The 13,358-nt window shown below is 71.8% G+C and carries 11 protein-coding genes; 2 read left to right on the top strand and 9 right to left on the bottom strand.

Annotated features, from left to right (window positions below; translation table 11 throughout):
• Positions 1 to 270 precede the first annotated feature (270 nt).
• The 4 genes from JNO44_RS15175 to JNO44_RS44430 form a co-directional block, all read right to left on the bottom strand.
• Positions 271 to 915: an HNH endonuclease family protein gene (locus JNO44_RS15175; protein ID WP_205364648.1), complete on the bottom strand. Its 645-nt coding sequence runs from the start codon at positions 913 to 915 to the stop codon at positions 271 to 273.
• 353 nt (positions 916 to 1,268) lie between these two features.
• Positions 1,269 to 1,826, bottom strand: coding sequence for a DUF3291 domain-containing protein (locus tag JNO44_RS15170; protein ID WP_205364646.1), 558 nt, complete (start codon positions 1,824 to 1,826; stop codon positions 1,269 to 1,271).
• A gap of 623 nt (positions 1,827 to 2,449) precedes the next feature.
• Positions 2,450 to 3,112: an HAD-IA family hydrolase gene (locus JNO44_RS15165; protein WP_205364643.1), complete on the bottom strand. Its 663-nt coding sequence runs from the start codon at positions 3,110 to 3,112 to the stop codon at positions 2,450 to 2,452.
• Between the two features lie 282 nt (positions 3,113 to 3,394).
• On the bottom strand, positions 3,395 to 3,922 hold the full coding sequence (locus tag JNO44_RS44430) for a peptidoglycan-binding domain-containing protein (protein WP_275695750.1): 528 nt from the start codon (positions 3,920 to 3,922) through the stop codon (positions 3,395 to 3,397).
• Between the two features lie 891 nt (positions 3,923 to 4,813).
• Between JNO44_RS44430 and JNO44_RS15155 the strand changes: the two genes are divergently transcribed.
• Entirely contained in the window at positions 4,814 to 6,904 is a 2,091-nt protein-coding gene (locus JNO44_RS15155) for an MDR family MFS transporter (RefSeq protein ID WP_205364639.1), read from the top strand.
• Here the strand turns inward: JNO44_RS15155 and JNO44_RS15150 are convergent.
• The 3 genes from JNO44_RS15150 to JNO44_RS15140 all read right to left on the bottom strand — a co-directional run bounded on the left by JNO44_RS15150 (position 6,894) and on the right by JNO44_RS15140 (position 8,971).
• Complete coding sequence (locus JNO44_RS15150) at positions 6,894 to 7,469, bottom strand: GNAT family N-acetyltransferase (protein WP_205364637.1); 576 nt, start codon at positions 7,467 to 7,469, stop codon at positions 6,894 to 6,896. The two genes, JNO44_RS15155 and JNO44_RS15150, sit on opposite strands and share 11 nt — an antisense overlap.
• A gap of 231 nt (positions 7,470 to 7,700) precedes the next feature.
• Positions 7,701 to 8,186: a hypothetical protein gene (locus tag JNO44_RS15145; protein ID WP_205364634.1), complete on the bottom strand. Its 486-nt coding sequence runs from the start codon at positions 8,184 to 8,186 to the stop codon at positions 7,701 to 7,703.
• A gap of 467 nt (positions 8,187 to 8,653) precedes the next feature.
• Positions 8,654 to 8,971, bottom strand: a complete 318-nt coding sequence (locus JNO44_RS15140; RefSeq protein ID WP_205364632.1) for an antibiotic biosynthesis monooxygenase family protein — start codon at positions 8,969 to 8,971, stop codon at positions 8,654 to 8,656.
• A 298-nt stretch (positions 8,972 to 9,269) separates the two neighbouring features.
• Between JNO44_RS15140 and JNO44_RS15135 the strand changes: the two genes are divergently transcribed.
• A complete protein-coding gene (locus JNO44_RS15135; protein WP_205364630.1) occupies positions 9,270 to 10,193 on the top strand; it encodes an MBL fold metallo-hydrolase in 924 nt (307 codons plus the stop codon).
• A gap of 9 nt (positions 10,194 to 10,202) precedes the next feature.
• On the opposite strand, the gene JNO44_RS15130 is transcribed toward JNO44_RS15135, so the two are convergent.
• Together JNO44_RS15130 and proP are read right to left on the bottom strand one after the other, a co-directional pair.
• The gene (locus JNO44_RS15130; protein ID WP_205364628.1) at positions 10,203 to 11,342 is read right to left on the bottom strand and encodes a DUF2330 domain-containing protein; all 1,140 of its coding nucleotides are present in this window, start codon (positions 11,340 to 11,342) and stop codon (positions 10,203 to 10,205) included.
• A 176-nt stretch (positions 11,343 to 11,518) separates the two neighbouring features.
• Positions 11,519 to 13,000, bottom strand: coding sequence for a glycine betaine/L-proline transporter ProP (proP, locus tag JNO44_RS15125; RefSeq protein WP_205364625.1), 1,482 nt, complete (start codon positions 12,998 to 13,000; stop codon positions 11,519 to 11,521).
• Positions 13,001 to 13,358 lie beyond the last annotated feature (358 nt).

The raw sequence follows: 13,358 nt of genomic DNA, 5'->3' as shown, positions 1-13,358 counted from the left end.
CTCCCTGGGGCGGTGGACGGCCGGCGCGCGGGAGGGCGCGCCGGCCATCAGGGGGCGGACGACGGCAAATGTGCGCCCCATCATCACCGCCCGAGGTGCCGGTGCGGCACCCGGGTGGGCAAAGATTCCGCGGAATTCGCAGGTGGCGGGGTGTCGGTGGCGGCGAACCGCACCGCACCCGGGCTTTCGCCGACAACAGCCGCATACGGCGCGGAATCCGCTCATAGCGGTCGCGCCGCCGGTGGCGGGCCCGTCCGTCCCGCCCGGGCCTCAGCAGCCGTCGAGGATCTTCTTCAGCGCGGCCTTCTCCGCCTTGTCCGCGGTCAGCCCGTAGGCGTGCTTCACCCACACCCACATCCGGGCGTACTCGCAGTGGTACGACGCCTTCGGCGGCAGCCACTCCGCCGGGTCCTTGTCGCCCTTGGCCTGGTTGACGTTGTCCGTGACGGCGATCAGTTGGGAGTGCGTCAGGTCGTTGGCGAACGCCTGGCGGCGCGCGGTGGTCCACTGCGCGGCGCCGGACTTCCACGCCTCGGACAGCGGGACGACGTGGTCGATGTCCAGGTCGGACGCCTTGGTCCAGGTCGCCCCGTCGTAGGCGGAGACCCAGGTGCCGCTCACCGCGGCGCAGTTGCCGTCCTGCTGGACGTTCCTGCCGTCGCGCTTCAGCACCACCTCGCGGGTGTTGCAGTTGTGGCCCTGGTCGATCCAGTGCGGGAACTTGGCGCGGCTGTAGCCGTCCTGCGGGCCCTCGGGCTGCTCCTTGATCTGCGCCAGGTACGTCCGCGCGGTGGCCGCGCCGGGCGGTGCGGGCGGGGCGGCCTCGGCGGTCTGGCCGCTCAGGACGAGCGTGCTGGTCAGGGCGGCGGCCGTGGCCGCGGCGAGGGACACGCGACGCGCGTAGCCCAGTGCCATCGGAACTCCCTTGAAGTGGGGGGAAGTCGGCGTGCGGTCGGGCCCATGGTGGGTTCGTGGGGTTGCCGGCACATGGGCACCGGGTAACAGCGTGGCGACATGCTCACGTCACTTCAAGGGGTTGGGGGCGGCGGCTCCCCCTGGAGGTGGGTCACCAACAGCCGTACGGGAACAGTCTGATGATGGTCCATCAGATCTCTACTGGTGCAGGTCGGTGCGGTCCGGCGACCGCGGGGAAGAAGGTGGAGCCCGCTCGACCGCGATCGGTCGGACGGGCCCCAGGGGTCGGGCTGTACGGGCTGCTCAAGTCGTACGGGCGTTTGGCGGCGAACCCAGTCGTTCGGGCTTCCTTGTCAGCGGACCTGGTCGCTCTTCGGTCCGATGTCTTTGACCCTGGTCGGAGTTCCGTCCGGGGCGAACGAGTGGTGGAAGGTGAAGGCGTGCGGCGTGGAGCCGTGGTCGTGGAGGTGCTCCAGCCTGGAAACCCCGTCCTGCCAGGTGGGTATCCCGTCGTCGGAGACCCACCAGAAGGCGTAATTCGGGTGTTCTGTCCTCTCGAACCAGTCGTAACGCCTGTTCAGCGCCTCACGGTGCAGACCGGTGTAGATGGCGTCGAAGGCGGGGCGCAGGTCGGTCCAGAGCGAGAGGGTCGCGGCCAGGGCGGTGGTTTCCGCCGTACGGCCCTTGTCGTACCAGGTCGGTACGGCGAACTCTCCCCATGCACCCCAGTCCAAGTCGAAGTGCGAGCCCCGGTTGTCGTCTGCCGCTTCAGCGTGCGCGAGGTATCCGGGGTGCTGACTGATCTTCCGGTAGACGGCCTCACCGATGTCGTAGAACTCGCGCGTGAGAGGTGCGGGATCGGCGAGGGGTGACTTCAGGACGCCGAATGTGTACAGAGCAAGATGGGGCATGCGTCTCTCCCTGGTCGAGGGTGCCTGGTGTGGGCCCGGTTCGGTGGCTTGCGCAGGGGGCGAGGGGTCGTGGGGCGTGACCGACTCATCCCGTTGCGGGTGGCCCGGCCTGAAGGAACTCCTGTGCGACCGTGGGCGATCGCCGAAGACCAGGTGAAGGTAGCCGCCTTTGCGGGCCCTGTCGAAGTTGCGTTTTCCCTGTCCAAGTGGCCTCTTGCACCGGTCGTTGCGGGGGCTGGGGCGGTGCCGGGCGGGGGGCTGCGGGGTACTTCGGTGATCCACTTCGGCCGATCGGTTGTGCGGCCGTGCCCGTCCGCACCCCCTGTCCGACAGCCGCGAGTGCCGCCGAACGCATGCGGTTGAAGTTGAGGAAGACGGCGTCCGTCAACTCTGCGGCCGTCCCGCCTCGTTCGCACCGCACGTGACCAGCGCGGACGAGCAGACCTCCGGCAAGGCCCGGTGCCGCTGCCACCTCGCCCTCGCCCCCGGCAAGGCCAGGGCGATGCGCGTCAATCACGTCTACGGACGCGGCGGTTGTCGCACCGGCAGCGTGAACAACCCCCGAAGGTTTTACGGCGCGTCGACCACTCAGTCGTTCGGGTCGTTCGGGCCGTTCGGGTCGTTCAGGCCGTGATCCGGACGGCGATCCCGCCGTCGACCAGTCCCTCGATGCGGATCTGCGTGAGGTCGCGGACGTGGGCGGTGGGCGCGAACCGGGCGGCGCGGTCGCCGACCCCCACGACCCGCATGCCGGCGGCCCGGCCGGCCTCGATGCCCGCCTCGGAGTCCTCGAAGACCAGGCAGTCCTCAGGGGCGAAGCCCAGTTCGGCGGCGCCCTTGAGGAAGCCCTCGGGGTCCGGCTTGCTGGCGCTCACGCTCTCCGCGGTGATCCGCACGTCCGGCATGGGCAGCCCGGCCGCCCCCATGCGGGCCTCGGCCAGTGCGATGTCGGCCGAGGTCACCAGGGCGTGCGGGAGTCGGGCGAGGGCGGCCATGAAGGCGGGCGCGCCGGGTACCGGGACCACGCCCTCGACGTCGGCGGTCTCCTGCGCCAGCATCCGGCGGTTGTCCGCCAGGTTCTGCTCCATCGGGCGGTCCGGCAGCAGCGCCGCCATGGTGGCCCAGCCCTGTCGCCCGTGGACGACCTTGAGGACGTCCTCCGCCGGCAGCCCCTGCTCGGCCGCCCAGCGCCGCCAGCAGCGCTCCACGACGGCCTCGGAGTTCACGATGGTGCTGTCCATGTCCAGCAGCAGGGCGCGGGCTATGAGCGTGGTGGTGGCCGTCATCGGCGGGCTCCTGGGCGCGGTGGGCCGGCAGCGGGACTGCCAGGACGTGCGGGGAGTACACAAGCGGTCCCGCCCGCCGGTCAGGGAGTGCGGGCGGAACCACTTTGTTTTTTCACGATACAAAACGGGGGCGGGCAGCGACAACCGACGGACCCCTCGGATCGGCATGGCATTCGTCACGCTCGGGCTGACATGTCCGACCATGTCGGCCCATGGCGCACCCGCGACCGCCTCGTGGCGCACCTGCCACCGGCGTGTGGCGCACTTACGGAGGGGACGGGCTCACGGCTGCTGGGTGCGCGCCTCCAGGGAGGCCCGGGTCGCGGCCCCGTAGACGCCGTCGGGGTCGTCGTGCACCCCGTAGGTCTGTTGGTAGCGCGCCACCGCGTCCCGTACTTCCGCGCCGTACCGGCCGTCCACCGCCCCCGTATAGAGCGCCAACTGCCGCAGCCGCCCCTGGAGCTCCAGCACCTCCGGACCGCTGGAGCCCTCGCGGAGCACGATCGGCCCGGTGGGGGCCGTACTGGGGGAGGCGTCGCCCGAGGGGACCGCGACGCTGCCGGACGCCCGTACCGGGGGCGGCGGGGGAGGGGCCGGTGACCGGGAGGGGCGGGGGAGGGTGCCGGGCGCCCTGGAGCGCGAGGTGGCGGGGGAGGGGCGGACGGGGGCGGTCGGCGTGGCGGTGGCGGGGGCGGTGGTGGTGGGCACGGCCGCGGTGGGGGCGCTGGTGCCGCGGTCCGGGGGCGCCGCACGGTCGCGGTCGCCGTCCGGGAGCAGTCCGGTGCCGACCACGATCGCCGCGGCGGTCACGGCGGTGCCGGTGGCGGCCAGGAGGGCGGACCGGGCCCGGCGACGCCGCGGGGGAGGGCCGCTCCCGTCGGGCGCCGCGGCCCGCGGCAACGGGCCGGACGCCGTGTCCTCCGGGAACGGGCCGGGTGCCGTGTCCCCCGGGAACGGGTGGGACGTCGTGCCCTCCGGGAACGAGTCGGGCGTCTCGTCCTCCCTTAAGGGACCGGATAAGGAGCCGGATAAGGGGCCGGACGTATGGAAGGTCCTGGATGTCGGTCCGGCGGGACGGGAAAATCTGTGGACCGCGGCGTCCACGCCCGTTAAGTCCTCCAGCGGGTCCAGCGGGTCCAGCGGGTCCAGCGAGCCCCTCCGGTCCCGTTCGCCGCCGGGGCCGCCGCCGGGGCCGGGGCCGGAATCAGAGCCGGCGCCGGGGCCGGGGCCCGCGCAAGGAGCGGTGCCGCCCTCCCCGCCCTCGTCCGGCGCGGCGACCCGGTCCGGCAGGGAGACGTACGGCCGTAAGCGCAGCGGATCAAAGTCCTCCGCCTCGGCCGCCGCGCACAGGCAGGTCGGCCGGCCGTCCCCGCGTACCGGGGCGAAGCAGTGCGGGCAGGTGGATGCTGCCGTCACGAAGGTCCCCTCTCTGGAGGCGCGAACCGGCAGCCGATTATGCAGAGCGCCCGCCGTCCCCGCAGGCGCTCCACGAGATCCGCCCCACGTCTCCCGTCCGCCCCCGGCGTGGCCGGGCCCGCTCGGCGGGCCGGATCGGGCGGAACCGCCCACGATGGAGAGAAGGCCCGAGGTCACCACGGACAGCTGTACGGACCGCCGCACGGCAACCGCGCGGACGGCCGGCGACGCGCGTACGTGCCGGACGCGAGCACGTACGTGCCGGACACGAGGGAGACGACGCTCATGGCGCAGCCCACCGGCGCTCCTGCCGTTCCCGGCGAGGACCGGTCCCGGCGGACGGTCCTGGTCGCGATCGGCGCGCTGCTGCTCGGCCTGCTCATTGCGGCACTCGACCAGACCATCGTCGCCACCGCGCTGCCCACCATCGTCAGCGACCTCGGCGGCCTCAACCACCTCTCCTGGGTGGTGACCGCCTATCTGTTGGCGTCCACGGCGGCGACGCCCCTGTGGGGCAAGCTCGGCGACCAGTACGGCCGCAAGAAGCTGTTCCAGGCCGCCATCGTGATCTTCCTGATCGGCTCGGTGCTCTGCGGTCTCGCGCGGAACATGGGCGAGCTGATCGGCTTCCGGGCGCTCCAGGGCCTGGGCGGCGGCGGCCTGATCGTGCTGTCGATGGCGATCGTCGGGGACATCGTGCCGCCCCGCGAACGCGGCAAGTACCAGGGGCTGTTCGGAGCCGTGTTCGGCGGCACCAGCGTCCTGGGGCCGCTGCTCGGCGGGCTGTTCGTGGACCACCTCAGCTGGCGCTGGGTCTTCTACATCAACCTCCCCATCGGCGCCGTCGCGCTCGCCGTCATCGCCGCCGTGCTGCACATACCGGTCCACCGCACCCCGCACCGCATCGACTACCTGGGCACCGCGCTGATCGCCGCGGTCGCCACCTGCCTGGTCCTGATGACCTCGCTCGGTGGCGTCAGCTACCCGTGGGCCTCCTGGCAGACCGCCCTGCTCGCCGGACTCGGCGTCGTGCTGCTGGTCGCCTTCGTCCTCGTCGAGCGCCGGGCCGCGGAACCGGTCATCCCGCTGCGCCTGTTCACCTCGCGCACGTTCACCCTCTGCTCGGTCATCGGCTTCGTCATCGGCTTCGCGATGTTCGGCTCGATGACGTACCTGCCGACGTTCCTCCAGGTCGTCCAGCGGGTCTCGCCGACCATGTCCGGCGTGCACATGCTGCCGATGGTGTTCGGCATGCTGCTCTCCTCGACCGCCTCCGGGCAGATCGTCTCCCGCACCGGCCGCTACAAGGTCTTCCCGATCGCCGGCACCGCCGTGGTCGCCCTCGGCCTGCTGCTCCTGCACCAGCTCGACCCGTCCAGCGGCGTCGCCCTGATGAGCACCTACTTCTTCGTCTTCGGCTTCGGGCTCGGCCTGGTCATGCAGGTCCTGGTGCTCATCGTGCAGAACGCCGTCCCCTACCAGGACCTCGGGGTGGCCACCTCGGGCGCCACCTTCTTCCGTTCCATCGGGGCCTCGTTCGGCGTCTCCATCTTCGGCACGATCTTCGCGAACCGGCTCGGCCCGCGGATCGCCGACGTGCTCGCCGGCGCGTCGCTGCCGCCCGGCATCTCCCCGGCGAAGGTCGCCCAGGACCCGCGGACGATCGCCCAACTGCCGCCCTCACAGGCCGCCGGCGTCCTCGGCGCCTACTCCTCCTCCATCACCGACGTCTTCCTCTACGCGGTCCCGGTCGTCCTGGTCGCCTTCGCCCTGGCCTGGTTCCTCCGCGAGGAGCCGCTGCGCGGCAGCGTCACCGCCCCCGACACCAGCGAGGTCCTCTGCTCCAACCCCGTCGAGCGGTCCTCCCGTGAGGAGGTCGCCCGCGCGCTGTCCAAACTCGGCAGCATGGAGGGCCGCAAGGACATCTACCAGCGGATCACCGCGCGCGCCGGCCTGGACCTCAAACCGGCCGCGAGCTGGCTGGTGTTGCGCACCCACCGCTACGGCTCGGTGGAACCCGCGCTGCTCGCGGAGCGCAGCCGGGTGCCGCTCGGCGTGGTCGCCGAGGGCGTCCGGCAGATCGAGGAGCGCGGCCTGGCCGCCCGCGAGGGGCTGGCGCTGCTGCTCACCGACCGCGGGAAGGAGGCCGCGGAACAACTCTCGGCGGCCCGCCAGGAGTCGCTGGCGGAGCTGCTGGGCGACTGGTGGACCAAGGACCGGCCCACCGACCTGACCGAACTCGTCCAGGAGCTGACGGCGGAGCTGTGCGGCTCGGACGAGGAGGAACCGCACAACGGCGACGCCCGGCCGCCGGTGCCGCGCGCCACGGCCCGCACCACGCCGCGCTCGCCGCAGCCGCCGGACCTCACCAAGTAGGCGTCGGCTCGGCCCCGTTGGGCCGCCCGTCGCCGGCCCCCGACGGCCGTGGCCCCGGCAGCCGCTTCTCGAAGAAGATCTCCGCGTAGGGGCTGTCCGAGTGGTAGGGGGCGATCTCGACGTAGCCGCGCCGCCGGTAGAGGGCGAGGGCCTCCGTCAGGTCCAGCCGGGTGTCCAGCCGGATCCGTTCCGCGCCCAGCCGCACCGCCGCCGCCTCCGCGGCCCCCAACAGCCCGCTCGCGATGCCCAGACCGCGCGCGCCGGGCCGGACGAACACCTGCTTCAGCTCTGCGGTCCGGGCGTCCAACAGCCGGACCCCGGCGCAACCGGCCGGCTCGCCGCCGTGCCGGGCCACCAGCAGCACCCCGCGCGGCGGCATCAGCACCGCGCCCTGGTGCTCGGCCACGCCCGCGTCGATCTCCTGCGGCCTCGCGCGACGCCCCTCGTACAGCGCGAAATAGCGGTCGGCGACCTCGGTGTAGTACGCGCGGAACAGGGCCCGCGCGACCGGCGCGTCGACCGACTCGGCGGTGATCGTCCAGGGTGGGGCGGTGGCATCGCTCATGCCGGCATTGTCACGACGACACGGACCCGGTGGGCAACCGTTTTTCCCCTCGCCCACCAGGGCCCCGCCGTCCCACGCAGGGGCCCCGCCGCCTACGGACCGTACGGACGGGACCCCTGCCGAACGCGCTGCGAAGCCGTCAGCCCTGCTGGGGTGCGGCCTGCTGCACGACCTCGAACGACGGGTGAAGACCAGGTACTGCTCCTTCGGCGCCCCGGGAAGCGAGGCGCGTCACAGCTCCCGGAGCCAACGATTCGACCACTCGGCGGTGGGCGCGTGCACGAAGCCATAGCGACGGCCGAGTGACTTGGCGCCGGCCGGGGTTCCCATGTTCGACTCGATCCGCTTGAACCCCGCGTCGCGCAGCATCTGGAAGACCCGTTCCAGGAAGGTGTCGACGATCTCCCGCCGGGTGTCACGATCGACTTCCGGCACGACGAAGAACCAGCCGAGATCGGTCGCCTCCTGGCCTTCTTTCCGTTCCGTCGGGATACAGAAGAAACCACCCACCATGTTTCCCGAGTCGTCGAGTGCCACCAGGTGTTTGACGCCGGGGCCCAGCCCGCCCTCGATCGCGGAACGGGTGAAGTCCACGGGGTTGTCGACCGTGTACCCGTCATCGTTGAACTGCGAGTCGTGAAACGTATGGCGCAGTGTCAACTCGATGTGGTCCCATCGGGCCTTCATGAAGTGCTCGTCCACGAGCCTGATCTTCATTGCGCGGCTCCGTCCAAGTCGACCAGCTCGTGTGTACCGACGAGCCGTCGGCCACGGGGTACCTCGTCCACCATGGCAACGCGTGAGGCCGCCCGCGATCAGGCATCCGCCGAACGGCTGACCCGGCGGACCACCGCCGCGGAAAGCGCGGGCAAGGGCATCCCCTCGGGGGCACTCCCACTCTCATCGCTGATCACGGGCCTGCGTCGTTGCCCAGACCCGTCACGGGACAGGCAAAGCGGCTCGGCAGCTCCCGCCGCGCCACACCGGCCCCGTCCGCGGCCGCGACAGCCCGGAGCCCACCCCCGCCCTCTCCACACCAGCCGCCGTCAACGCGTTGCCCAGCTCCGCAACCGCGCGGCTGTGACGAAGCAGCCGCGCGGTTCGCGCCAGGAATCGCCGAGCCGTCCGTAGGGCCCGTCGGACTCTGCCTAGGAAGGGTCGGCGCACACTCGTTGGGACAACCCTTAGGCGTTCTTGGGCGCTGCCTGTTGTACGACCTCGAACGACCACACCGTGGAGCCGCTGGCGGCAGGCTTGGGTCGGTCGCTGCCGCCCTGGTGGGCCGCCTTCATGGGCCCTTCCATCCACGCCTGGAACGACTCTTCGTCGCGCCACCGTGTGTACACCAGGTAGTTGTCGGTGCCTTCGACCGGGCGGAGGAGTTCGAACCACTCGAAGCCGTCCGAGCTCTCAACCGCGTGTGCGCGGGAGGCGAAGCGCTCCTCAAGGGTCTCCCGCTGCTCAGCGGGGACAGTCAGCACATTGATCTTCACGATGCTCATGGGCCCATCGTGCCGCAAGGCTCCGCCCGTCGGCACGTGGGGCTCGGCCCGGTGCCCCTGATGCCCGATGAGGGAGGCTTGGTCGAGTATTTGATCCCTGGTCCTGCTTCAGTTGAATAGGGGCGGGCGTTCTCTGGCAGAGGGTCATGAACTTCCAGGCCGTCGCTGCCGCGCGGGGCCCGGCCCCGCGGCGTGGGCGCGGGCGGGGTGTCGTCCCCGCGTGGGGACGGTGGTCCGTCCGGTGGGGGGCTGTGGCAGCGTACGAGGTGGATCACCTGGCGTAGGAGAAAGAACCTTGATGATGAACGCTGCACTCCGATCGCTTTCCGCCACCGCCTGGGCATGGGTACAGGACTCCACGAACTGGGGGGTCAGCAACGCCGGCGTGGTGTCGTCGCAGGGTGTTGCGCTGTTGTTCGACACGCAGTTCACGTTGGACGCCACCCGCACCATGCTGCGGGAGATCGATCGGGCGACGTCCGGCTCCCGGATCGAGACGGTGGTCGTCTCGCACCAGAACGGGGACCACACGTGGGGGAACCAGTTGCTCCCCGGGCGCGAGATCATCACGTCCGCGGCCTCCGCGGAGCATCTGTGCCATGAGATCACTCCCGAGCAGCTCACCCGGCTCTCCCGCGCGCGGGGCACGGACAGCACGAGCCGCTACGCCGCGCGGCACTTCGGGGACTTCGACTTCTCCGGGATCACCGTGATCGGGCCCACGCGCACCTTCACCGGGCGGGAGGAGAGGCGGGTCGGCGACGTCACGGTGGAACTCATCGACCTCGGGCCGGGGCACAGCGCCGGGGACGTCGCGCTGTGGGTCCCGGGCGAGGGGATCGTCTTCGCCGGTGACGCCCTGTTCCAGGGCGGCCACATGATCGTCTGGTCGGGGTCGCTGGCGGCGTGCGTGCAGTCCGTCGACACCCTGCTGGCCACCGGCGCCGAGGTGTTCGTCCCCGGCCACGGCGCGCTCATGGAGCGTGCCGACGTGATCGACTTCCGGGACGGTCTGACGCAGGTGCAGGAAGCGGCCACCGCCCATGCGAAGGGCGGCCTGCCGCTGGACGAGGCGGCGGCCCGCGTCCATGCCGAGTTCGCCGGGGGCCTGGCCCACCCCGAGCGGCTCTTCACGGCGACCGCGGGCGCCTACGCCGACGCCGGCGCCCTGGAATCCCTGGAGGTCCTGGAACTCGTCAAGGGCATGGCGGACCTGGCGTAGGCGCGCGGCTCACGCCGGGGGCGCGGGTGGCGGTGCCGGGGTGGCCGTCGGCCGGCGTCGGCCGGTGGTCAGGGCCGCGGCGGCCATGAGGAGCAGCAGCGTGCCGCCGCCCATGGTGGGGATCCAGAGGGGGATGCCGCCCACCTGGAGGAGGGAGTAGGCGTAGCGCACCCGGTGGTACGGGGTGTCCGCGGCCGTGCGGCGGAACTCGTGGTCGTCGTCGATGCGTTGGGGCTGGGGGAAGCTCTGGTCGAACGCGGTGAGGAAGGCCGGCGCGGGGCCGGCGAAGTCGCGGACGGCGCCCTGCGGCTGGATCCGGCCGGCGTAGCTGACGTGCGGCGGGGCTCCGCCGATGGCGCTGCGCGGTGCCATCCGGTGGGGTGCCAGGAGGTAGAGGCTCAGCTCCTGCGGGGTGGTGGCGAGGCGGGAGAGCCGCATGGGGTAGACGGGGTGGTCGGAGGCGAAGGAGAGCAGGAGCGGGTCGAGGGTGCCGGTGAGGCGGGTGCCGTGGTCGGCGGGGGCGAGCCGGACCGCCACGTATTCCCAGTGCCGGTCCACATAGGGGCGCAGGGCGGTGGCCAGCGCGGGCGGGAGCTTGAAGCCGTTGGCGGCGAGCCAGCCGCGCAGCGCGTCGGGGTCGGTGGCGGTCAGCCGGGCGACGTCGAAGGGGCCCAGCCGCTCACGGCCGATGACGCCGACCGACGAGTCGGCGGGCGGGGCGGCCGCGTCGCCGGCGGCGCCGAAGTCCGACTTGAAGGGCCAGTCGCCGGCGCGCGGCCAGAAGTAGTGCCGGTACTCGGTGACCGGCTCGCTGATCCGGCTCAGCTCGTCGGCGAGTTCGGGATCGCCCAGGCGCACGGTGGCGCGGTGCGGGACGGGCATGATCCAGGCGGCGTCCGGGGCGGTGCCGTAGACCGACAGGCTCATGGAGATCTGCTCGGTGGCGCCGTCCCAGCGCACCACCGACGTCTCGTGGTGCACCCCGATCGTGGTGTTCGGGCCGTGCACCATCGCCCCGCAGCCACAGGCGTAGGCGGGGCGGGCGAGCCAGACCAGCTGCACCGCCAGGAGGAGCAGGACGACGCACAGCGCCCGTCGCCGCCCGGCCGCGGCCGCCGTCCCCGCCGTCGCGTCTGCCGCCACCCGCATGGTGGTCCCCCGTTCCGTGCCCGGCGATCCCCGCGATCGCCAGGGTCACAGACGGGGCGAGCGGTGTCACCGGTTCCCCTTGTACCGCCATCCGGTACGGCGACGGCCGGCCGCCGGGCCCCTGGTGGGGTCCGACGACCGGCCGTGCGCGGGTCGTGGTGCGGGTGCGGGGCGGGTCAGCGCGCCGCGGTCGCCGCGAGGAGCTGCCGGGCCTCGGCCTCGGTCTCCACCGCCGGCGGGGAGCCGGGCAGCGGCTTGCGGGCGCTCTCCGACATCAGCAGCACCGCGATGCCGCCGATCACGGCCGCCGCCATCATGTAGTAGGCGGGCATCATCTTGTTGCCGGTCGCGCCGATCAGGGCGGTGACCACCAGCGGCGTCGTGCCGCCGAAGAGCGACACCGAGATGTTGAAGCCGATCGACAGCGAGCCGTAGCGCACCTTGGTCGGGAAGAGCGCGGGCAGCGCGGAGGGCATCGCCGCGGTGAAGCACACCAGCAGCAGGCCGAGCGCGCCCATGCCCAGGGCGATGGCGATCAGCGAGCCCTGCCGGATCAGCAGCAGTGCGGGGACGGACAGGACCAGGAAGCCCACGCAGCCGGCGCCGATGACCGGGCGGCGACCGAACCGGTCGGACAGCTTGCCCGCGAACGGCTGCACGCCCATCATCACGACCATCACGCCGAGCACGACCAACAGCCCGTGCGTCTCGTCGTACTTGAGCTCCGAGGTGAGGTAACTCGGCATGTACGACAGCAGCATGTAGTCGGTGACGTTGAAGACCAGGACCAGGCCGATGCACAGCAGCATCGCCCGCCACTGACCGAAGATCATCTCGCGGATGCCGATCCGCTTCTCGGCCGCGCGGCGCTCCTTCTCCTTGGCGTGCGCCTCCTTCTCCAACCGGGCGAAGGCCGGGGTCTCTTCGAGTCGCATCCGCAGGTAGAGGCCGATGATGCCCATCGGACCGGCGATCAGGAACGGGATCCGCCAGCCCCAGGAGTGCAGGTCCTCGGTGGACAGCAGCGCGGTCATCAGCGTGACCAGGCCGGCGCCGCCGACGTAGCCGGCGAGGGTGCCGAACTCCAGCCAGCTGCCGAGGAATCCGCGCTTCTTGTCGGGCGCGTACTCGGCGATGAAGGTGGAGGCGCCGCCGTACTCGCCGCCGGTGGAGAAGCCCTGCACCAGGCGGGCGGCCAGCAGCAGGATGGGCGCGCCGACGCCGATCGAGGCGTACGACGGGATCAGGCCGATGGCGAAGGTGCCCACGGCCATCATGATCATGGTGATGGCGAGGACCTTCTGGCGGCCGATGCGGTCGCCGAGCGGGCCGAAGAACATGCCGCCGAGCGGGCGCACCAGGAAGGCCGCGGCGAACGCGCCGAAGGTCGAGAGCAGCTGCGCGGTCGGGTTCCCGGACGGGAAGAAGACATGGCCGAGGGTGACCGCGATGTAGCTGTAGACGCCGAAGTCGAACCACTCCATCGCGTTGCCGAGGGCGGCCGCCGATACCGCGCGCTTGACCATCGCGGGGTCGACGACCGTCACCTCGCCCGGGGGCTGCGGCCGGGGGGCCGTCTGCTGCGGCCCGGTGGCGGCGCCGGCGATTCCGCCGTCGCCCGTACGGGACCCGGGTGCGAGGGGGGACTGCGTCGGCACGTGTTCGCTCGCCTGCGCTCTCTGGGACGACTACAAGGACCTGCCCCGCCGTGGCGCGACGGGGCAAAGGACGACCATACGGGCAGACCGGGTCATCACGGACAGTGTGCAAGTGACTGCACAGTTGCCCGCCTACCCTCTCCTCGCTGGGCAAACATGCATCCGCGAACTTTTTTGCCCGGCTCTTGTTTGTGATCCATCTCGCGGGGATCGACCGCAACCGAGGGGCTATGTGTGGCCCGCGTCACGCGCGGGCGTGGATGCGGGGCGTGTTCGTTCGCACACGGAAACGACAGGAGGGGGAGGGGCGGGCCGGAGTCCGGGGCGCGGCATACGGAAACGGCGCGGCGGTGCACCC

Source organism: Streptomyces noursei, assembly GCF_016917755.1.
Lineage (GTDB): Bacteria > Actinomycetota > Actinomycetes > Streptomycetales > Streptomycetaceae > Streptomyces > Streptomyces yunnanensis.
This window is presented reverse-complemented; position numbering and strand designations above follow the sequence as displayed.